19 protein-coding genes and 2 tRNA genes are annotated in these 20613 nt (G+C 71.2%); 12 read left to right on the top strand and 9 right to left on the bottom strand.

Annotation, left to right across the window (positions count from 1 at the left end; translation table 11 throughout):
• The first annotated feature begins 1 nt into the window (after position 1).
• Both HUT19_RS13705 and HUT19_RS13700 read left to right on the top strand, forming a co-directional pair.
• Entirely contained in the window at positions 2–685 is a 684-nt protein-coding gene (locus HUT19_RS13705) for an AIM24 family protein (protein ID WP_176180749.1), read from the top strand.
• Between the two features lie 16 nt (positions 686–701).
• Positions 702–1457, top strand: a complete 756-nt coding sequence (locus HUT19_RS13700) for an AIM24 family protein (RefSeq protein ID WP_176180748.1) — start codon at positions 702–704, stop codon at positions 1455–1457.
• A 123-nt stretch (positions 1458–1580) separates the two neighbouring features.
• On the opposite strand, the gene HUT19_RS13695 is transcribed toward HUT19_RS13700, so the two are convergent.
• The gene (locus tag HUT19_RS13695) at positions 1581–2108 is read right to left on the bottom strand and encodes an NUDIX hydrolase (protein WP_176180747.1); all 528 of its coding nucleotides are present in this window, start codon (positions 2106–2108) and stop codon (positions 1581–1583) included.
• Positions 2105–3562: a zinc-dependent metalloprotease gene (locus HUT19_RS13690; protein ID WP_176180746.1), complete on the bottom strand. Its 1458-nt coding sequence runs from the start codon at positions 3560–3562 to the stop codon at positions 2105–2107. Before HUT19_RS13690 ends, HUT19_RS13695 begins: the two co-directional genes overlap by 4 nt.
• Positions 3563–3753: 191 nt before the next feature.
• Between HUT19_RS13690 and HUT19_RS13685 the strand changes: the two genes are divergently transcribed.
• The 4 genes from HUT19_RS13685 (at position 3754) to HUT19_RS13670 (ending at position 6983) form a co-directional block, all read left to right on the top strand.
• A complete protein-coding gene (locus tag HUT19_RS13685) occupies positions 3754–4863 on the top strand; it encodes an NAD-dependent epimerase/dehydratase family protein (protein ID WP_176180745.1) in 1110 nt (369 codons plus the stop codon).
• A 100-nt stretch (positions 4864–4963) separates the two neighbouring features.
• Positions 4964–5434: a molybdenum cofactor biosynthesis protein MoaE gene (locus tag HUT19_RS13680; RefSeq protein WP_176180744.1), complete on the top strand. Its 471-nt coding sequence runs from the start codon at positions 4964–4966 to the stop codon at positions 5432–5434.
• 218 nt (positions 5435–5652) lie between these two features.
• Entirely contained in the window at positions 5653–5832 is a 180-nt protein-coding gene (locus HUT19_RS13675; RefSeq protein WP_176180743.1) for a hypothetical protein, read from the top strand.
• Between the two features lie 62 nt (positions 5833–5894).
• Positions 5895–6983 carry a PDZ domain-containing protein gene (locus HUT19_RS13670; RefSeq protein ID WP_176180742.1) on the top strand — a complete coding sequence of 363 codons (1089 nt, stop codon included), beginning with the start codon at positions 5895–5897 and terminating at the stop codon, positions 6981–6983.
• Positions 6984–7075: 92 nt separating this feature from the next.
• On the opposite strand, the gene HUT19_RS13665 is transcribed toward HUT19_RS13670, so the two are convergent.
• Entirely contained in the window at positions 7076–7642 is a 567-nt protein-coding gene (locus tag HUT19_RS13665) for a PPA1309 family protein (RefSeq protein ID WP_176180741.1), read from the bottom strand.
• A gap of 137 nt (positions 7643–7779) precedes the next feature.
• Here HUT19_RS13665 and HUT19_RS13660 point away from each other — a divergent pair, with 137 nt between their 5' ends.
• The 4 genes from HUT19_RS13660 to HUT19_RS13645 all read left to right on the top strand — a co-directional run bounded on the left by HUT19_RS13660 (position 7780) and on the right by HUT19_RS13645 (position 13302).
• On the top strand, positions 7780–10734 hold the full coding sequence (locus tag HUT19_RS13660) for a UPF0182 family protein (protein ID WP_176186844.1): 2955 nt from the start codon (positions 7780–7782) through the stop codon (positions 10732–10734).
• A 69-nt stretch (positions 10735–10803) separates the two neighbouring features.
• Positions 10804–10877 (top strand) — tRNA-Met (locus HUT19_RS13655).
• A 182-nt stretch (positions 10878–11059) separates the two neighbouring features.
• On the top strand, positions 11060–12904 hold the full coding sequence (locus HUT19_RS13650) for a tetratricopeptide repeat protein (RefSeq protein ID WP_176180740.1): 1845 nt from the start codon (positions 11060–11062) through the stop codon (positions 12902–12904).
• A 324-nt stretch (positions 12905–13228) separates the two neighbouring features.
• Positions 13229–13302 (top strand) — tRNA-Met (locus HUT19_RS13645).
• Between the two features lie 111 nt (positions 13303–13413).
• Here the strand turns inward: HUT19_RS13645 and HUT19_RS13640 are convergent.
• The gene (locus HUT19_RS13640; protein WP_176180739.1) at positions 13414–13830 is read right to left on the bottom strand and encodes a Fur family transcriptional regulator; all 417 of its coding nucleotides are present in this window, start codon (positions 13828–13830) and stop codon (positions 13414–13416) included.
• A gap of 162 nt (positions 13831–13992) precedes the next feature.
• On the opposite strand from HUT19_RS13640, the gene HUT19_RS13635 reads away from it, so the two are divergent.
• Positions 13993–15459 carry a catalase gene (locus HUT19_RS13635; protein WP_176180738.1) on the top strand — a complete coding sequence of 489 codons (1467 nt, stop codon included), beginning with the start codon at positions 13993–13995 and terminating at the stop codon, positions 15457–15459.
• Positions 15460–15608: 149 nt separating this feature from the next.
• Here HUT19_RS13635 and HUT19_RS13630 read toward each other — a convergent pair whose 3' ends face one another.
• Both HUT19_RS13630 and hisN read right to left on the bottom strand, forming a co-directional pair.
• On the bottom strand, positions 15609–16001 hold the full coding sequence (locus HUT19_RS13630) for a cyclic nucleotide-binding/CBS domain-containing protein (protein ID WP_176186842.1): 393 nt from the start codon (positions 15999–16001) through the stop codon (positions 15609–15611).
• Positions 16002–16212: 211 nt separating this feature from the next.
• Complete coding sequence (gene hisN, locus HUT19_RS13625; RefSeq protein ID WP_176180737.1) at positions 16213–17007, bottom strand: histidinol-phosphatase; 795 nt, start codon at positions 17005–17007, stop codon at positions 16213–16215.
• 137 nt (positions 17008–17144) lie between these two features.
• On the opposite strand from hisN, the gene HUT19_RS13620 reads away from it, so the two are divergent.
• A complete protein-coding gene (locus HUT19_RS13620; protein ID WP_176180736.1) occupies positions 17145–17819 on the top strand; it encodes a TetR/AcrR family transcriptional regulator in 675 nt (224 codons plus the stop codon).
• Here HUT19_RS13620 and HUT19_RS13615 read toward each other — a convergent pair.
• The 3 genes from HUT19_RS13615 to aroA form a co-directional block, all read right to left on the bottom strand.
• The gene (locus HUT19_RS13615) at positions 17773–18096 is read right to left on the bottom strand and encodes a multidrug efflux SMR transporter (protein WP_176180735.1); all 324 of its coding nucleotides are present in this window, start codon (positions 18094–18096) and stop codon (positions 17773–17775) included. The genes HUT19_RS13620 and HUT19_RS13615 overlap by 47 nt on opposite strands.
• A 107-nt stretch (positions 18097–18203) precedes the next feature.
• The gene (gene rsgA / locus HUT19_RS13610; RefSeq protein ID WP_176180734.1) at positions 18204–19211 is read right to left on the bottom strand and encodes a ribosome small subunit-dependent GTPase A; all 1008 of its coding nucleotides are present in this window, start codon (positions 19209–19211) and stop codon (positions 18204–18206) included.
• Between the two features lie 12 nt (positions 19212–19223).
• The gene (aroA, locus tag HUT19_RS13605) at positions 19224–20576 is read right to left on the bottom strand and encodes a 3-phosphoshikimate 1-carboxyvinyltransferase (RefSeq protein ID WP_176180733.1); all 1353 of its coding nucleotides are present in this window, start codon (positions 20574–20576) and stop codon (positions 19224–19226) included.
• Between the last annotated feature and the right edge of the window lie 37 nt (positions 20577–20613).

Below are 20613 nucleotides of genomic sequence, written 5' to 3'. Positions count from 1 at the left end.
CATGGACCAGCAACTGATCACGGGCTTCGCCCCCGCGCCGGTCGCCGCCCGTATGGAGAACCACGGCGCCAGCATGCTCAAGGTCGCCATGCAGAGCGGCCAGGACCTGTTCGCCCGCACCGGCTCGATGGTGGCGTACGAGGGCTTCGTCCAGTACGAGCCGAATCCGCCCGCGGTGCGCCAGATGGCCTCCCAGTGGCTGACCGGCGAGGGCGCCCCGCTCATGCGGTGCAGCGGCGACGGACTGCTCTACCTGGCCGACTACGGGGCCAACGTCGTCTGCATCAACCTGGGCGGCGACTCGCTGTCGGTCAACGGCACCAATCTGCTCGCCTTCGACGCCCATCTCCAGTGGGGTGTCGAACGCGTCAAGGGCATCGCCAAGTTCGCCGGGCAGGGTCTGTTCAACGTGGGCGTCTCCGGCACCGGCTGGGTCGCCCTGACCTCCCGGGGCACGCCCATCGTCGTCGACTGCGGACGCGGCGACGACGAGACCTATGTGGACCCGGACGCGCTCGTCGCCTGGTCCACCGGGCTCAAGGTCAAGGGGAAGCGCAGCTTCAAGGCGTCCTCCCTGATCGGCCGGGGCAGCGGCGAGGCGTACCAGCTCGGCTTCTCCGGGCAGGGCTTCGTCGTCGTACAGCCCAGTGAGGACAGCACCGACCGGCTCCGGGCACGGGGCTGAGGGGGAGAGAGACACCATGCAGAGCCCGCTCTTCGCCTTCACCGAGGCCCAGACCCAGGACCGCTACGCGCTCCAGAACCCGCATATGCTGCGGGTCGCCCTGACCGGTCATGAGGATGTGCTCGCCCGTAAGGGCAGCATGGTCGCCTACCAGGGGCTGATCGAGTTCGACGGCGAGTACCAGACGCCGGGGCAGCGCCGCTCCCGCGCCGTCGGCGAGGGCCTGGACCTGATGCGCTGCTCCGGGCAGGGCACGGTCTACCTCGCCAACCTCGCCCAGTACGTCCATGTGGTGGACGTGGAGGGCGAGGGGCTGACCGTCGACAGCGCCTATGTCCTCGCGCTGGACTCCACCCTGCACTGGGAGACGATCGCGGTCGACAGCCAGTACGGGATCTCCGGCTCCGGCAAGTACAACCTGAACATCTCGGGGCGGGGCAAGGTCGCGCTGATGACCTCCGGCCAGCCGCTGATGCTCCAGGTCACGCCGGACAAGTACGTCAATGTCGACGCGGACGCCATCGTCGCCTGGTCCAGCTCGCTGCGCGTCCAGATGCAGGCGCAGACGCACTCCTCGGGTGTGTGGCGGCGGCGCGGCAACACGGGGGAGGGCTGGGAGCTCAGCTTCCTCGGCCAGGGTTACGCCCTCGTCCAGCCCAGCGAGCTGCTGCCGCCGCAGAACGCGGTGATCGGCGGGGGTATGGCGGCCCAGTTCGGGATGGGCCAGCAGGGCGCCCGGGGACAGAACCAGGGCAACATCTTCGGCAACTGACGGCACTCAACGGCAGCCGACGGCAGTCACCGACGAGCGGCGCGGCCGCGGGACCCTCGGGTCCGCGGCCGCTTCGTCTGCCTCGCCCCGTCTCCCGGCCGCCGGTTGCTGTGCGTCCGGTGGTCAGACCAGGGCGCGGGTACGGTCCACCAGCCGGCGCACGGACTCGTCGGCCACGCCCGCCACCTCGTCGTATCCGAACCAGCGCAGATCCAGTGACTCATCGCTGATCGCCGCCGTCGCGTCCCGCGGGGCCAGCGCCGCGTACTGCACGTCCAGGTGCCAGGCGCACGGGGTGTGATGCCGGTCCAGCCGCACCGGCCCGTCCGGCAGCAGCGTCAGCCCCGCGATCCCGGACTCCTCCGATGCCTCGCGCAGCGCCGCGTCCGCCAGGGTGGCGTCGTCCGGTTCGCAGTGGCCGCCCATTTGCAGCCACATCCGCAACTTCCGGTGCAGGGTGAGCAGTACGCGCTCCCGGGACGGGTCGATCACCAGCGTGCTCGCCGTGATGTGCCCGTCCCGGCACGCCTTCCACATCCCGTCCGGATGGGCGGCCAGATGGTCGCCATAGGCCAGCCGCAGCCGCTCCTGGGCGGCGTCCGGCGCGGACCAGGCTTCCAGGACCCGCGCCGCGTCCTTGTGCAGACTCACCTGTCGCCGTCGTCCCGCCGCTCGTCCGGGCAGTTCTCCGGGCCCTCGTCCGGGCCCCGGTCGCCGCTCGCGCCGCCGGGCCGCTCACCGCCGCCCGCCGCCTCGCCGAGCATCTTGTCCAGCTCGGAGAAGTCCAGCTGCTCGCGGTGGACGAAGCCGTCCGGGTCGTCGAGGTCCTGGGCGGTCGGCAGCATGTCGGGGTGCTCCCACAGCCCGTCGCGCCCCTCCATACCGCGCGCGTCGGTGAGCGAGGCCCACAGCCGGGAGGCATCCCGCAGCCTGCGCGGGCGCAGCTCCAGGCCGATCAGGGTGGCGAAGGTCTGCTCGGCGGGCCCGCCGCTCGCCCGGCGCCTGCGCAGCGTCTCGCGCAGCGCGTCGGCCGACGGCAGATGGGGCGCGGCGGCGGCGTGGACCACCGCGTCCACCCAGCCCTCGACGAGCGCCAGCGCCGTCTCCAGACGGGCCAGGGCGGCCTTCTGCTCGGGGGTGTCCTCCGGCTGGAACATGCCCTGCTGGAGCGCCTCCTGGAGCTGCTCGGGGTGGGTCGGGTCGAGCTGGCCGACCGCGTCCTCCAGCTTGGCGGTGTCGACCTTGATACCGCGGGCGTAGCCCTCCACGGCACCGAACAGATGCGAGCGCAGCCACGGCACATGCGAGAACAGCCGCTGATGGGCGGCCTCGCGCAGCGCCAGGTAGAGCCGCACCTCCTCCTTGGGGACGCCGAGGCCGGAGCCGAGCGCCGCGATGTTCACCGGGAGCAGCGCCGCCTTGCCCGCCGGGCCGAGCGGCAGCCCGATGTCGGTCGAGCCGACCACCTCACCGGCCAGCACCCCGAGTGCCTGGCCGATCTGGGTGCCGAACATGGCGCCGCCCATGGAGCGCATCATCCCCAGCAGCGGACCGGCCATGGCCTGCATCTCCTCGGGGAGCACATCGCCCATGGCGACGCCGACGCGCTCGGCGACCGGATCGACCAGATCGCGCCATACCGGAAGGGTCGCCTCGACCCATTCCGCGCGGCTCCAGGCCACGGCGGTACCGGAGCCCGAGGGCAGCGAGGTGGCGCCGTCCAGCCACAGGTCGGCGAGCCGCACCGCCTCCTGGACCGCGTCGCGGTCGGCCGGGCCCACGCTCTCGTCCTTGGTGCCGTCGGCGGTGCCGCGGGCGACCGTCTGCCGTGCGATGTCCTTGGCCATGTCCCAGTTCACCGGGCCGCCCTCGTACGAGAGCATCTGCCCGAGCTGCTGGAAGGCGGCGCCCAGATCATTGGGGTTCAGCGACCCGAACATCGCGGCGAACGGATTCTCCGCGCCGCCCGCTCCGCCCGTGCCACCGCCGAACCCGAAGGGATTCGCGGGGCCCTGATCGCCGCCCTGGCCGCCCTTCCTCTTGCCGTCGTCGCCGTCCTCCGGCTCCTCCGGCGGAAGGCCGAATCCGAATGGGGTGTCACTCACGGGTTTCCTCGGCTCGTTGGGCCACCGGCCCCGGGCCGGCGGCGGATGCCCGACATCACCACCCAGCCTAGACACCTCGCCGGTTTACGGTCTCGGTGCTTCGCTGATCGCCGCCCTGCGGCAGGATGGACGTCACCTGGTACGTACGCGTGCACGCGCTGCGTACTGAAGACAACCGCTGGAGACGCCCGGTGAGTTCCCCAGACCGAGAAGTTCGCGCTGCGCGAAACGATACGGCCCGTACCGCACGACGCCCCGTCGTGGCGGTCACCGGAGCCGCGTCGGGACCGGGCGCCCTGCTCACGCAGCGGCTCACGGAGTCCGACGAGATCAAGCAGGTGCTCGCCATCGACGAGCGCAGGGGAGAGGTGAGCGAGGCGCAGTGGCATCTGCTGGACGTCCGCGATCCGGTCATCGCCGACAAGCTGCGCGGCGCGGATGTCGTGGTCCACCTCGCCGTCGACCTCGACCTGGGCACCGACCCCGCCGCCCGGACCGCGTACAACGTGCGGGGCACCCAGACCGTACTGACGGCCGCCGCGGCCGCCGGGGTGCGCCGGGTGGTGCTGTGCACCTCCGCGATGGTCTACGGGGCACTGCCCGAGAACGACGTGCCGCTCGCCGAGGACGCGGAGCTGCGTGCCACCGCCGAGGCCACCGGCGTCGGTGACCTGCTGGAGATCGAGCGGCTCGGGGAGCGCGCGCCCCGGGCGCATCCGGGGCTGAATGTCACCGTGGTGCGTCCCGCGATCCTGGTCGGCGGCACGGACACCGCCCTCACCCGCTACTTCGAGTCGCCGCGGCTGCTGGTCGTCGCGGGGTCCCGTCCGACCTGGCAGTTCTGTCATGTGGAGGACCTGGTCAGCGCACTGGAGTACGCCGCCCTGGAGAAGGTCGAGGGCGAGCTCGCGGTCGGCTGCGACGGCTGGCTGGAGCAGGAGGAGGTCGAGGAGCTGTCCGGTATCCGGCGCATGGAGCTGCCGTCGGCGGTCGCCCTGGGTGCCGCCTCCCGGCTGCACCGGCTGGGACTGACCCCGTCCCCGGCCGGTGATCTCGCCTACACCATGCACCCCTGGGCGGTCAGCGGCAGCAGACTGCACGCGGCGGGCTGGCGGCCCCAGTGGACCAACGAGGAGGTCCTCGCCGAGCTGCTGGAGGAGGTCGCCGGGCGCCATACGGTCGCCGGACGGCGGCTGGGCCGCAAGGACGCCACGACGCTCGGCGCCGCGGGCGCGACCGTGGCTCTGGTGGGCACCGCCGCGATCGTGCGCCGCGCCCGCAAGGCACGCCGCCGGGCCTGACGAAGGGCGAGCCCTGGGGACGGGCCGGCGCACCCATAGGTCGGCTTCGGAAATCGCTTTCCGCAATCCGGGATTCCATGACGAGGGACGGTACGGCACGATGGACCGTATGGCACGTACGTACGATCACCCCGGCGAACTCGCGGCCGCCGACCCCATCCGCCTGCTCGCCGTCCGTGACGAGCCGCTCTCGGTGGACGAGGTGTTCGGGGCCGTCGGCGATGCCGCGGCGGGCGGCACGGCCCTCTTCGTGGGCACCGTGCGCAATCATGACGGGGGTGCGGAGGTCGGCGCCCTGGGCTACTCCGCCCATCCGACCGCCGAGGCCGAGCTGCGCCGCGTGGCCGAGAAGGTCGCGGCCGACTTCCCGGTGCGCGCGCTGGCCGCCGTGCACCGGGTCGGCGATCTCGTGATCGGTGATCTCGCCGTGGTCGTGGCCGTCTCCTGCCCGCACCGCGCGGAGGCGTTCGCCGCCTGCCGCCGTCTGATCGACGACCTCAAGCGCGAGGTGCCGATCTGGAAGCACCAGACCTTCGCGGACGGCACCGAGGAGTGGGTCGGGGCGCAGTGACCCGGGGGCGCGAAGTCCGGTGAAGCGGGGGCGCTCCGGCGGGGCATGAGGGGCGCACGAGCGGGCACACGAGCCTCTGGCGCGCGATGGACACGGAGGGGTGTACTCCACTTGCGTAACCCCCACCCCGCCGTGAGCGTTGACGGTGCGGAGGATTAATCTGCTCATCTGTCAGTCGCGCGTCTGGTCGCGGTTCTACAAGGGGACGGGAGGCCGCTGTGGGCGCACTGCTCTGGTTGCTCATTCCAGTGCTCGCGGCGATAGCCGCGGCGATATACGCCGGCATAGCCGCCCGCGCCGGCAAACGGACCAGCGGGGGAGACGTCGAAGAACTGGCCGGGTACGCGAGGTTCCGCGAAGCCATGGAGCGGCAGCGTTCCCATTCGGACGCCGCCTGAGGCCGCACTCGTACGGACGGCCCCGGGGGTGGACTGACGGACGCGTCCCGTACTGTCGTTCCATGCCACGCCGCACCGCGACGATGCTCGCCTCCCTCCTGATGCTGATCGCGCTGCTGTGCGCCGGGGTGTTGATCCCGGTGCCGTACGCGGAGATGTCGCCAGGACCCACGTACAACACCCTGGGCGAGCACAACGGCGAGTGCGTGTTGCAGATCTCGGGCCACAAGGGCTGTGAGACCACCGGCGGCCACCTCAACATGACCACCGTCCGCGTCACCGGCTCCGAGTACCGGATGAACCTCGTGGAGGCCGTGTACGGCTGGCTGGCCCACGACGACGTGGTGGTCCCGCACGACACCCTCTACCCGGACGACAAGACGCCGGACGAGGTGAACCAGCAGAACGCCGAGGAGTTCACCCAGTCCCAGGAGAGCGCCAAGGTCGCCGCCCTCAGGGCGCTGAAGAAGCCCGTCTCCTCCCAGGTGATCGTCGGCGTCGTCCGCAAGGGGAGCCCGTCCCAGGACAGGCTGCACGCGGGCGATGTGATCAAGTCGGTGGACGGCACCCCGGTGCACGGCCCCGAGGACATCTCCAAGCTGGTCACCAAGCACAAGCCCGGTGAGAAGGTCGTCTTCTCGGTGATTCCGGCCAAGGCGGTCGCCGCGGCGGAGAAGCGCGGCAAGAAGCCCTCCGGCCAGAAGCGCGTCACGGTGACCAGCACGACGGCGAAGGACGGCCGGACCATCGTGGGCATCACGCCCGGGCTCGACTACACCTTCCCGTTCCGGATCGACATCAAGCTGGCCGACGTGGGCGGGCCCAGCGCGGGCCTGATGTTCGCGCTGGGGATCGTGGACCGGCTCTCGCCCGGCGATCTGACCGACGGGAAGTTCATCGCGGGCACCGGCACCATCAACGAGAAGGGCGTGGTCGGTCCCATCGGCGGGATCGAGATGAAGACGATCGGCGCCCGCGAGGCCGGAGCGCGCTACTTCCTCACGCCCAAGGAGAACTGCGCGGCCGCGGCCAAGGACGTCCCCGGCGGTCTGCGGCTGGTGAAGGTGCACACCATAGACGACGCGCTGAAGGCCCTGAAAAAGATCCGTCAGGGCGACACCGACGGACTGCCGGCGTGTACGACGAGCTGACCGGCGGCAGAGCCGGAACGGGCTGAGACGGGCCGGGGCGGCGCCCTGAGGGTGCCGCCCCGGCGCGCTCTCCCGGCGGGGAGGCGGGCCCGTCAGTCGGTGGCGAAGGTGGCGCTGAGCGCGTCCGCGAGCCCCGGCACCAGACCGGCCCCGGTCAGCACCTCGGTGGGGGAGTCCTTCTCGCGCAGCCGTACGGCCGACTCGCGCTTCCCGTCCCGCAGCACCGCGACCGTCATCCGGACCTCCTGGCGGCCCGGGTGCTCGGCGACCCAGGAGGCCAGCTGGGCCTCGTCCATGTCCTCCGGTACGGCGTTCTCGGCGGACGGCGGCAGCATCAGCCGCTCCACGGTCATGGCGCAGCCGATCACCGCGTCGGGCCAGGCGATGGTGGCGAGGAACTCGTCGAGCGGGGTCCGCGGGGGCAGCTCGTCCTGCTCGATGGGGGTGAGTGGGGCTGCGGCCTCCCCGCCCTGCTCGTCAAGGCCGAGCTGGGTCGCCAGATCGGGCTCCTGGGCGCGCAGCCGGGCGGTGTCGACGAGGGCGAAGAGCCGGGCGGGCTGGTCCCAGCCGAGCCCGGAAGCGTATTCGTCGATCTCGAGGACGGCTCGGGTCAGCGGATTGGCGGCCATCGGGGCGCTGCCGGGGGTTGCGTTGGACATGGTGCATATCGTGCCCTGATCGAACCCGGAAACGGGAACTGAGTAAAGCCTGAGTAAGTTGCATCAGGTGGGCCCTCCTGTGTCCGGGCCCGTACACACCGACAGCGAACTTCGAGGTGCGCACCTTGGCTTTCCAGATGCCGGACCGCGGCGGGGGCCCGACGGGACCGCGGATCAGAGTCGGCCGGCCGTCCCGGCGTGTCCGGACCCTGCTCATGACCCTGGGTGTGCTGGCCGTGCTGGCCATGCTCTTTGTCATGTTTGCCGGGTTTTGGACGGATTGGCTCTGGTATCGCTCGCTTCATTACTCCTCCGTCTTCAGCACCACCCTGAAGACAAAGATCGGGCTGTTCGCCGTCTTCGGCGCGCTGATGGCCACGGCCGTGGGGCTCAACATCTGGCTGGCGCACCGGCTGCGGCCGCCGCTCAGCGCGATGTCCCTGGAGCAGCAGAGCCTCGACCGCTACCGGATGGGCATCGCCCCGTTCAAGAAGTGGGTGCTGCTCGCGGTCACCGCGCTGGTCGGGCTGATCGCGGGCGCCTCGGCGGCCGGTCAGTGGCGGATCTGGCTGCTGTGGGTCAACGGGGTGCCGTTCGGCCAGAAGGACCCGCAGTTCCACAAGGACGTCGCGTTCTACGCGTTCGATCTGCCCTGGTACCGCTTTCTGCTGAGCTTCGGCTTCGCGGCCACGGTGCTCTCCCTGATCGCCGCCGCCGTGGTGCACTACCTCTACGGGGGCCTGCGGATCACCAGCCCGGGCGCCCGCGCGACCGGCGCGGCCACCGGCCATCTGTCGGTGCTGCTGGGGGTGTTCGTCGCCCTCAAGGCCGTCGCGTACTGGCTGGACCGGTACGCCCTGGCGGTGAAGTCCAGCGACTTCAAGGCGACGGACAACTGGACCGGGCTGCGCTATGTCGACGCCCAGGCGTATCTGCCCGCCAAGACCATCCTGTTCTGCATCGCGGTCATCTGCGCGGTGCTCTTCTTCGCCACCCTGTGGCGGCGCACCTGGCAGCTGCCGGTGATCGGCTTCGGGCTGATGGTGCTCTCGGCGGTCCTGATCGGCGGGCTCTACCCGGCGATCGTGCAGAAGTTCCAGGTCCAGCCGAACGAGCAGGCAAAGGAGGCGCCGTACATCAAGAAGAACATCGACGCCACGCGCCAGGCGTACGGCATCGATGGCTCCCAGGTGGCGGACTACTCGGGCCGGACCGACGACAAGGGCGGCGCGAAGGGCGCCAAGCTGCGCCAGGTCGCCGACTCCACCGCCAGCTACCGGCTGATCGACCCGAGCGTCGTCTCGCCGACGTTCCAGCAGCTGGAGCAGAAGCGCAAGTACTACCAGTTCCCCTCGACCCTGGACGTCGACCGCTACAAGGGCCCCGGAGGCAAGGACCAGGACACCGTCGTCGGTGTGCGCGAGCTCAACCTCGACGGCGTCCCCAAGCGGAACTGGATCAACGACCACTTCACCTACACCCATGGCTACGGTGTGGTGGCGGCCAAGGGCACCAACCCCGACCCCCAGGCGGACCAGGAGGGAGCCCCGGCGTTCACCGAGGCCGGACTGCCCACCAAGGGCGGGATGGAGACCTATCGCCAGCAGGTCTACTACGGCGAGAAGACCGACCAGTACTCGATCGTCGGCGGGCCCCAGAAGGAGCTCGACTACGAGGACGACGGCGAGAAGACCACCAGCTACCGCGGCAAGAGCGGGGTCAGCCTCTCCAACCCGGTCAACCGCGCGGCCTACGCGGTGGCGTTCGGCGAGCCGCAGATCCTGTACTCCGGAGCCATCGGCGAGGGCTCGCGGATCCTGTACAACCGCACGCCCAAGGAGCGTGTGGAGAAGGTCGCGCCCTGGCTCACCATCGACGGTGACGCCTATCCGGCGGTGGTCGACGGCCGGATCAAGTGGATAGTGGACGCCTACACCACGACCAACGGCTATCCGTACGCCTCGCGTACGACCCTGGGCGACAGCACGGCCGACTCGCTGAGCGACGGCGACCGTTCGGTGGTCGCCCAGCAGAACAAGGTCAACTACATCCGGAACTCGGTGAAGGCGACCGTCGACGCCTACGACGGCTCGGTCGACCTCTACGAGTGGGACACCAAGGACCCGGTGCTCAAGACCTGGGAGAAGGCGTTCCCGGGCACGGTCAAGCCGAAGAGCGAGATCAGCGACAAGCTGATGGAGCATCTGCGGTATCCGCAGGACCTGTTCAAGGTCCAGCGCGAGCTGCTGACCCGCTACCACGTCACCGACCCCAAGCAGTTCTACAGCGGCAGTGACGCCTGGCAGGTGCCGGACGACCCGACCCAGCGCGAGGAGGGCAACGCGGTCCCGCCGTACTACCTGAGCATGAAGATGCCCGGTCAGCAGAACCAGACGTTCTCGCTGACCACCACCTTCACGCCCAACGGCCGGCCCAACCTCGGTGCCTTCATGGCGATCGACGCCGATGCCAACAGCAAGGACTACGGCACGATAAGAATGCTGAAGGTCACCAGCGATGTGCCAGGACCACAGCAGGTGCAGTCCAAGCTCAACGGCCGGGCGGAAGTCGCCGAGTTCGTCCGGAACCTGAGAGGCACCGACTCCGACATCGAGTACGGCAATCTGCTCACGGTCCCGCTCAACGGCGGCTTCCTGTATATCGAGCCGGTGTACGCCCGGGGCGGCAGCGCCAACTACCCGCTGCTGAAGAAGGTGGGCGTCTCGTACAACGGCAAGGAACCCGTCTTCAAGGACAGTCTGGGCGAGGCGCTGGACACCGTGTTCGGGGAGTCGTCCGGCGACGGCGGGGAGAAGCCACCGTCCGGCGGCGACGGCGGGGAGAAGCCGCCGAGCTCCAACCCGACGCTCCAGCAGGCCCTGAAGGACGCCCAGGAGGCGTGGGACGACGGTCAGAAGGCGCTCCAGGAGAAGCCGCAGGACTGGGACGCCTACGGCAGGGCCCAGGACGACCTGAAGGACGCCCTGGACCGGGCCGCCAAGGCCCAGGAGAAGGCCGGGAAGACCCAGAAGCCGGACGACGGGAAGCAGAACGAGCCGAAGAGCCAGAGCGCCGGCAACAAGGGCGGTTGACCCGCTTCCGACCTGGGATAACGGGTGAGCGGCCGAGCCCCGCGCCGTGATACGGTGGTCGTACAACGGCGCGGGGTGGAGCAGCTCGGTAGCTCGCTGGGCTCATAACCCAGAGGTCGCAGGTTCAAATCCTGTCCCCGCTACTGACACAACGAGGCCCGGATCCGCAAGGATCCGGGCCTCGTTGTTTGTTCTGTGAGTGTCTACTCGGGGAACTCGGATACAAGCGTTTGGGTTGTCTCTCTGTGGGCAAGTCGACAAAACGCTGAAGTGACCTCCTCGGCTGCGGTATACCAGGTGTACGCCGGATACGAGTGATGTCACGATGGGATATATGGGGGACAGGGTCAGTCTGTTGGAGACAGGGCGTTTTGCGCAGACGCATGACGATGCCGAGGAAGAGACCCGGCACCGCCGGGCCGCCGAAGCGGGCGACACCGCCGCGATGAGCGCGCTGGGCGCGCTGCTGCTGCGCCGGGGCGATCTCGACGGCGCCGAGCCGTATCTGCGGGGCGCCACCGCCGAGGGCGACCGCGCCGCCGCCAACAACCTCGGAGTCCTGCTCCACCAGCGCGGCTACGCGGACGAGGCGGCCGGCTGGTGGCGGATCGCCGCCGTCGCGGGATCCGCCGCGGCCGCCCACGCCCTGGGCCGCCACCACCGCGAGCGGGGCGACGAGCCCGCCGCCGAGTACTGGCTGCGCCAGTCCGCCGAGTCCGGCCACACGCTGGGCGCGTACGCCCTCGCCGATCTGCTCGAGCACCGCAGCGACATCGGCGCCGAGCGCTGGTTCCGCACGGCCGCCGAGCGCGGCCACCGCGAGGCCGCCTACCGGCTCGCCCGTATCCTCGACCGCCATCACGATGAGGCGGCGGCCGGGGCCGAGGGCGAGCCGCGCCGGACCGGCACCGAGGCCGAGCCGCAGGAGGCCGAGCAGTGGTACCGGCAGGCCGCCGCGCGCGGCCACCGGCGCGCCGCCCTGCACTTGGGCACGCTGCTGGAGAAGCGCGGTGAGACCCAGGAGGCCGGGCGCTGGTACCTGACGTCCGCCAAGGACGGCGAGGCCCGCGCCGCCTGCGCGCTCGCCTTCCTGCTGCGCGACGCGGGCGACAGCGACAGCGCCGCCGTCTGGTGGCACCGCGCCGCCCAGGACGGTGACGGCAACGCGGCGAACGCGCTGGGCGCGCTGCACGCGGACCGCGGGGAGACCCAGACCGCCGAGCGCTGGTACCGCGCCGCCCTCGACGCGGGCGACATCAACGGCGCGTACAACCTCGGTCTGCTCTGCGCCGAACAGGGCCGCACCGCCCAGGCCGAGCAGTGGTACCGCCGCGCCGCCTACGCCGGGCACCGCGAGGCCGCCAACGCGGTCGCCGTACTGCTGCTGCAACGGGGCGACGCGGCGGGCGCCGAGCCGTGGTTCTCCAAGGCGGCCGAGGCGGGCAGCGTCGACGCCGCGTTCAACCTGGGGATCCTGCACACCGGCCGGGGCGAGGAGCGCGCGGCCCGGCAGTGGTACGAGCGGGCCGCCGCGGCCGGGCACACCGAGGCGGCGCTCCAGGTCGGCATCGCGCAGCTGCGGGACGGCGACGGCCGGGCCGCCGAGCGCCATCTGCGCTGCGCCGCGGGCGGCGGCAGCGCCGAGGCCGCCTTCCAGCTGGCCGCGCTGCTCGACCGCTCGGCCGTCGACGGCGAGCCCGCGGCCACCGGCACCGGGCTGGGCACCTCGTCCGGGACACGGTTCCCGACCCCGGCGGCCGAGGACGGCGCCGTCCCCGAGTACGAGGAGTGGTACGAGCGGGCGGCGCGTCAGGGCCACCGCCGCGCCCAGGTGCGGGTGGGCATGCTCGCCGCCGCACGGGGCGATGTGGTCGAGGCCGCGCGCTGGTACCGGATGGCCGCCGAGGCGGGCAGCAGCAACGGCGCGTTCAACCTGGGGCTGCTGCTGGCCCGTGAGGGCAGCGAGCCGGAGGCCGCCCTGTGGTGGACGCGTGCGGCCGGGGCCGGGCACGGCCGCGCCGCGCTGCGGCTCGCGCTGCTGGCGGCCCGCCGCGGTGCGCTGACCGAGGGGCAGCGGTGGTGTGCGCGGGCGGTCGAGCTGGGGCCCGCGGAGGTCGCCGAGCGGGCGGCGCGGCTACGGGAAGCGCTCCAGCAGGAGCTCACGGCCTAGTGCCGCGTCAGCCGAGGTGTGACCGGTGGCGAGGCGTCCTGGTGCGTGCGATCGCAAGGCGGCGGGGAAGCCCTCGCAATGGGCCTGCTCGGGCTTTCGGCCAACGCGCCGAGAGGGGGCACCTCCCAGCGGTAGCTGGGGGAGCGTGCCAGGCCGGCGAGCGGGGCGGACCTCGTCTGACGCGGTACTAGATCACGTCGGGGGCGGGGGCGCCGGGCGCCGTCGCACCGGGCGGGTCCGGGGCCATCCCGTGGCGCACGGGTGGCGCGCGGGTAACCGGTTTGCTCCGATCGTCGGCAGCGGGTTAAGGTTGGTCCACACCGACGCGGGGTGGAGCAGCTCGGTAGCTCGCTGGGCTCATAACCCAGAGGTCGCAGGTTCAAATCCTGTCCCCGCTACGAGAACGAAGGGCCCGGATCCTCAGGATCCGGGCCCTTCGTCATGTCGTGATTCGGCCAAGATGAAGCCCGGCTCCGCGAACAGGAGCGGGGCTTCCCAGGACGGGGGCGTCAGGCGGCCGCGCAGTCGGGGCACAGTCCGCGATAGGTCACCTCGACCGCGGAGACCGCGAAGCCGAAGCGCTCCGGCGCCGGGAGGTCGGCCAGCGGGTCACCGGTGGGGTGGACATCGCGGATCGTGCCGCACCGCGCGCACACCAGGTGCTGGTGGGCGTGGTGGGCGTTCGGGTCGTAGCGCTTGGCCCGGCCGTCGGTGCTGACCTCGATCACCTCGCCGAGAGAGACGAGCTCACCGAGGGTGTTGTACACCGTGGCGCGCGAGATCTCGGGCAGGCGGTCGGCCGCCAGCGCGTGAACCTCGTCGGCGGTGTAGTGCACGTGGTCCCCGTCGAGGACCTCGGCGACCACACGCCGCTGCGCGGTCAGTCGCCAGCCCCGTCCCCGGAGCCGTTCCAGCAGGTCACTCATGCCATTCACCTATCAGTCAGATAAGGACAAGGGTAGCAGCGGGCGAGTCCATGGCCAGATCCGGTATCACTCTCCAGGCGTTCTTGACTTAGACAAAGTCTAATGTAGGGTGGTCCTCACCCCGGACCGAGGGGTCAGGACGCGAGTACGCAGGAGGCGCACGTGACGGTCCAGGAGAACATCGCTGGTCCGCTGACCACGGAGTCCGGCGCTCCGGTGGCGGACAACCAGAACAGCGAGACGGCCGGTGCCGGCGGTCCGGGTCTGATCCAGGACCAGCACCTGATCGAGAAACTGGCCCACTTCAACCGCGAGCGGATCCCGGAGCGGATCGTCCACGCGCGCGGCGCCGGTGCGTACGGCACCTTCACGGTGACCGCCGATGTGACGCGTTACACCCGCGCCGCGTTCCTCTCCGAGGTCGGCAAGCAGACCGAGACGTTCCTGCGCTTCTCCACGGTGGCCGGCAACCTCGGCTCGGCGGACGCGGTGCGCGACCCGCGCGGTTTCGCGCTGAAGTTCTACACCGAAGAGGGCAATTACGACCTCGTCGGGAACAACACCCCGGTGTTCTTCATCAAGGACGCCATCAAGTTCCCCGACTTCATCCACACCCAGAAGCGCGACCCGTACACCGGCTCGCAGGAGGCGGACAACGTCTGGGACTTCTGGGGCCTGTCGCCCGAGTCCACCCACCAGGTCACCTGGCTGTTCGGCGACCGCGGCATCCCCGCCTCGTACCGCCACATGGACGGCTTCGGCTCGCACACCTTCCAGTGGAACAACGACGCCGGTGAGGTCTTCTGGGTCAAGTACCACTTCAAGACCGACCAGGGCATCAAGAACCTCACCTCCGAGGAGGCCGAGGTGATCGCGGGCAAGGACCCCGACAGCCACCAGCGCGATCTGCGCGAGGCCATCGAGCGCGGGGACTTCCCGGGCTGGACCGTCCAGGTGCAGATCATGCCCGAGGCGGACGCGGCGACCTACCGCTTCAACCCGTTCGACCTGACCAAGGTCTGGCCGCACGAGGACTACCCCCCGATCGAGATCGGCAAGCTGGAGCTCAACCGCAACCCGCGGAACATCTTCGCCGAGGTCGAGCAGTCGATCTTCTCGCCGGCCCATCTGGTGCCGGGCATCGGCCCGTCCCCGGACAAGATGCTCCAGGGCCGGCTGTTCGCCTACGGCGACGCCCACCGCTACCGCGTCGGCATCAACGCCGACCACCTGCCGGTGAACCGTCCGCACGCCACCGAGGCGCGCACCCACGGCCGGGACGGCCTCCTGTACGACGGCCGTCACGCGGGCGCCAAGAATTACGAGCCGAACAGCTTCGGCGGCCCGGCGCAGACCGGTCGGCCGCTGTGGCAGCCGGTCGCGGTCTCCGGCCGCACCGGTGACCACGAGACTCCCTCACACGCCGAGGACGACGACTTCGTCCAGGCGGGCAACCTCTACCGGCTGATGTCGGACGAGGAGAAGGAGCGCCTGATCGCCAACCTCGCGGGGTTCATCTCGCAGGTGTCGCGCGATGACATCGCGCAGCGGGCGATCGAGAACTTCCGCAAGGCGGACGCCGACTACGGCAAGCGACTGGAGGCCGCGGTCCAGGCCTTGCGCGGCTGACGGGCGCTTGTCGTACAGAACCGGAGAGGCCGGACGCCAGTGGGCTCCGGCCTCTCCGTGTGCCTCGGACGGGGCGCCCCGTACGGCGCGCCCCGGGGCCGGCCGGGCCGCGCCCGATGCTCCGGCCCGGATGCTCCGGCCCGGAGGTCTCAGGCCATCGCGGGCTGCGGGACCGGGGCCCAGCAGCGGATGATGTCGCGCACCGAGACCACCCCGACGGGATCACCCGCGTCGAGCACGACGAGATGGCGGAAACCGCCATGGGCCATCGTGCGCGCCGCCTCGTCCAGCGTCCACCCGGGGGCGGCGAAGACGACGTCGGCGGTGGTGTGGGCGTGTGCGGTCTCGTGGTCCGGATCCTGGCCCGCGCCCAGGGAGTTGAGGATGTCGCGCTCGGTGATGATGCCGAGGCCGCTGGTGTCGGGATCGAGCACGATGGCCGATCCGACCCGGCGGTCCGACATCAGCCGGGCGGCCTGGCGGAGCGTATGCGCGGGGCCGATGGTGAGGACCACCGAGCTCATGGCGTCACGGACGTGCATGGGCATGGATGGAGCCACCTCCTTGGTGCATCCAGGGTGCGAACACCCGGCGCCGGAGGCGCCTGTGAAAGGATGCACAAGTTCACAAGGTCCTGGATTCTCATGTTCACATGCTTTGGCGGACTCAACAAGGGCGCGCGGAAGCGGATCTGCCGCTTCCTGGCTCCTGCGCGCCGATTGACAGTCTGAACGGATCCGGAGTGGCCCGGGCTCAGGACCGGAGGTGATCCAGCAGCGGTCCGTGGAGCAGTCCGTTGGATGCCGCCGCATCGCCGCTGTTCGGACCCGGTACCCCGTCCAGCCCGGTGAAGCGGCCGCCCGCCTCCTGGACGATCACCGCGTTCGCCGCCATGTCCCACAGCGACAGCTCCGGCTCGGCGCAGATGTCCACCGAGCCCTCGGCGACCATCATGTACGGCCAGAAATCGCCGTAGCCGCGGGTGCGCCAGCAGGCGCGGGTCAGCCCCAGGAAGCCGTCCAGCTTCCCCCGCTCCTCCCAGCCGCTGAGCGAGGAGTACGCGAACGAGGCGTCGGCGAGCCGGGTCACCCCGGAGACCCGCAGCCGACTGGCGGACGACAGACTCCGTCCGGTGTACGCCCCGAGCCCCTCGGCGGCCCACCAGCGGCGGCCCAGGGCCGGAGCCGAGACCACCCCGACCACCGGCCGGTCGCCGCCCTCGCCGCGCTCCATGAGCGCGATCAGGGTGGCCCAGACCGGGACCCCGCGGACGTAGTTCTTGGTGCCGTCGATCGGGTCGATGACCCAGCGGCGCGGTCCGCTGCCCTCGCTGCCGAACTCCTCGCCGAGCACGGCGTCACGCGGCCGGGCGCGCTGCAACTGGCTGCGGATCAGTTCCTCGGCCGCCTTGTCGGCCTCGGTCACCGGTGTCATGTCGGGTTTGGTCTCGACCTGGAGGTCGAGGGCCTTGAACCGCTCCATGGTCGTGGCGTCGGCGGCGTCGGCCAGCACATGGCCGAGGCGCAGGTCATCGTGGTAGTCGGGCATGGCCGAACAGTATCGATACGGAATGAACCGAAGCCACATGAGCGCGGCCGTGGCCCGGGTGCGTCGGAGCGCACCGGATCCCTTGACAGTATCTGGCGGCCCGTCAATTCTGTCCGCACCCGGCTGGGGAGGTGACGGTGCCCGCAGCGCGCGAATCCTTGTTGGACGCGGCCTACACCGCGCTCGCGGAAGGCTCCTGGGCGGCGGTCCGGATGGTCGATGTCGCCGCGGCCGCCGGGGTCTCGAGGCAGACCCTCTACAACGAGTTCGGCGGCAAGGACGGACTGGCCCGCGCCCTGCTGCGGCGCGAGGCGGACGCCTATCTGAGCGGGTTGGAACAGGCGCTCACCCAGCCGCCCGGCCCCGTGGACCCCGGGGAGCGGCTGGCCGCCGCGGCCGTCTGGACGGTACGGACCGCGACCGAGAATCCGCTGGTGCGGGCGGTGCTCACGGGCTGCTGGGGGGACCGGCTGCCCGCGCCCGTACGGCTCGACCCGGCGCCCCCGCGGCCGTCGCGCTCGCTGCGGCCCCGGGCCGCGGAGCGGGCGGAGACCATGGCGCCGCTGCCCACGCCGGTCGAACTGCTGAGCCAGGTCCGGGAGCGGTCGGTGCGGCTGCTGGCGGATCAATGGCCACGCGGCGGACCGGGGGAGCTGGCCCGCGCCTGCGACACCGCCGCGCGGCTGGCGCTGGCGTATGTGGTCGCCCCCGCCCCGGCGGCGGACGTGGCGACGGTGGTGCGCGGTGCGCTCACCTCCGCGCCGCTCAGTGAGCCGAGCCGGAGAGCTGGAGCCCTATCACCCCGACGATGACCAGGCTGATGGAGACGATCTTGAGGGTGGAGACCAGATCGCCGAGGAAGACCATGCCGTAGATCGCGGTGCCGGCCGCCCCGATCCCCGTCCACACCGCGTACGCCGGGCCCACGTCCAGCTTCTTCAGCGCCAGCGTCAGCAGTCCGAAGCTGCCGAGGGCGAACACACAGAAGGCGATCGTGGGCCAGACGCGGGTGAAGCCGTGCGAGAGCTTGAGACAGACGGCGAACCCGGTCTCGAGGAGCCCGGCGACCACGACCAGCAGCCACGCCATAGAGATTCCTCCCGAACCGCTGACGGCTGCCTTCGCCGGAGGGTGCCTTGATGCGATTATCCATTTACCTCCCGTCGGGGGTGGCAAACGTGGCCGGGGGGCCGGGGTCAGTCCCCCTCGCGCCGCTCCCGGGTGGCGAGCAGCCGCCGCAGCGAGTACAGCCGGGCCGGGTCGGCGTGGCCGTCGGCCACCCACTGGTCCAGCGCGCAGTCCGGCTCGTCGTGGCTGCATGCGCGCGGACACTCCGCCGTGCCCGGCTGCAGGTCCGGGAAGGCGTGGATGACCCGCGCCGGGTCCACGTGGTGCAGCCCGAAGGAGCGCACCCCGGGGGTGTCGATCACCCATCCCTTGTCGTCCGGGAGGGGGAGGGCGAGCGCCGAGGTGGTGGTGTGGCGGCCGCGGCCGGTGACCGCGTTCACCCGGCCGGTGGCCCGCCTGCGGTCCGGCACCAGCGCGTTGACCAGGGTCGTCTTGCCCACGCCGGAGTGGCCGACAAAAACCGTGATCCGGTCCGCGAGCCGCTCCCGCACCCGTTCCGCCGCCTGACCGTCGGTCAGTTCGTCCCGGTTGGTAACGACATAGGGCACGCCCAGTGCCTCGTATGTCTCCAGCAGCGTGTCGGCCGGGGCCAGATCGGACTTGGTGAGGAAGAGCAGCGGCTCCAGACCCGCGTCGAAGGCGGCCACCAGACAGCGGTCGATCAGCCGCGGCCGGGGCTCGGGGTCGGCGAGCGCGGTGACGATCGCCAGCTGCTCGGCGTTGGCGACCACCACCCGCTCGTACGGGTCGTCGTCATCGGCGGTCCGGCGCAGCACCGAGGAGCGTTCCTCGACCCGGACGATCCGGGCCAGGGTGTCCTTGTCGCCGGACAGATCGCCGACGACGGCGACCCGGTCGCCCACCACAACACCCTTGCGGCCCAGCTCACGGGCCTTCATGGCGAGGATGGTGCGGTCCTCGACCAGGACGGTGAGCCGTCCGCGGTCGACCGTCAGCACAAACCCCTCGGTGGCGTCCTCGTGCTTGGGGCGGATGTTGGTGCGCGGGCGGTTCCCCTTGCGGTTGGGGCGGACCCGGACGTCGTCCTCGTCGGTGTGCTTGCCGTAGCGGCGCATGGCGGAGGGCTCTCAGGCTCTCCGCGCCGAGGGTGTCGTCGCGTCGAGCATGCCGGTCCACAGGCCGGGGAAGTCGGGCAGGGTCTTGGCGGTGGTCGCCACGTTCTCGATCTGGACGTCCTCGACGGCCAGACCGATGACGGCGGCGGCGGTGGCCAGCCGGTGGTCCTCGTAGGTGTGGAAGATCCCGCCGCGCAGCGGGGCCGGGACGATGCGCAGGCTGTCCTCGGTCTCGGTGACCTCGCCGCCGAGCCCGTTGATCTCCTTGGCGAGGGCGGCGAGCCGGTCGGTCTCGTGCAGCCGCAGATGGCCGATGCCGCGCAGCACCGACTCGGAGTCGGCGAGCGCCGCGACCGCCGCGATCACCGGGGTGAGCTCGCCCACCTCGTGCAGATCGGCGTCGATACCGGTGATCCGGCCGGTGCCGGTGAAGGTCAGACCGGTCTCGGTCAGCTCGCAGGAGCCGCCCATCTCGACGAAGATCCGGCGCAGCTCGTCCCCGGGCTGGGTGGTGTGCTCGGGCCAGTCGGGGATGGTCACCCGACCGCCGGTGACCAGGGCGGCGGCCAGGAACGGCGCCGCGTTGGACAGGTCCGGCTCGACGACCAGGTCGCGGCCGAGCAGCGCGCTCGGCGCCACCCGCCAGACACCCCGCTCGCCGCCCGCCTCGGCGGTGTCCACCCGGGCGCCCACGGCGCGCAGCATGTCCACGGTCATCCGGATGTGCGGCAGGGAGGGCAGCGCGGCGCCGACATGGCGCACCTCGACACCCTGGTTGAAGCGCGGCGCGGACAGCAGCAGCGCGCTGACGAACTGGGACGAGGACGAGGCGTCGATCCGCACCGGGCCACCGTCCAGCGCTCCGCCGCCGTGGACGGTCATCGGCAGCGCGCCGCGGCCGTCGTCGTCGATCCGGGCGCCGAGCGCGCGCAGCGCGTCGATCACTCCGTGCAGCGGGCGCTCGTGCGAGCGCGGGTCGCCGTCGAACCGGACCGGGCCGTCGGCCAGGGCGGCGACCGGCGGCAGGAAGCGCATCACGGTGCCCGCGTTGCCGACGTCGACGGTGGCCGGGCCGTGCAGCCCCGCCGGGATGATCCGCCACACCTCACCGCCGCCGTCGGGGCCGACGCCCTCCTCGATGCCCACGCCCATCGCCCGCAGCGCCTCGGCCATCAGCAGGGTGTCGCGGGAGCGGAGCGGACGGCGCAGCCAGCCGGGTTCGGCGGCGAGCGCGGCCAGGATCAGACCGCGGTTGGTAACCGACTTGGATCCGGGCACGGTGACGGTCGCGTCCACCGCTCCGTCGGCGGTCGGAGCGGGCCAGAGGGCGGGGTGTGCGCCCGGGGAGGTCTCAATGCCGGTCATGGGTTTCACTTTAGTGGTTCGCCGAGAGTGCGATTCT

Source organism: Streptomyces sp. NA02950, from assembly GCF_013364155.1.
In the GTDB taxonomy this organism is placed as follows: Bacteria; Actinomycetota; Actinomycetes; order Streptomycetales; family Streptomycetaceae; genus Streptomyces.
This window is presented reverse-complemented; position numbering and strand designations above follow the sequence as displayed.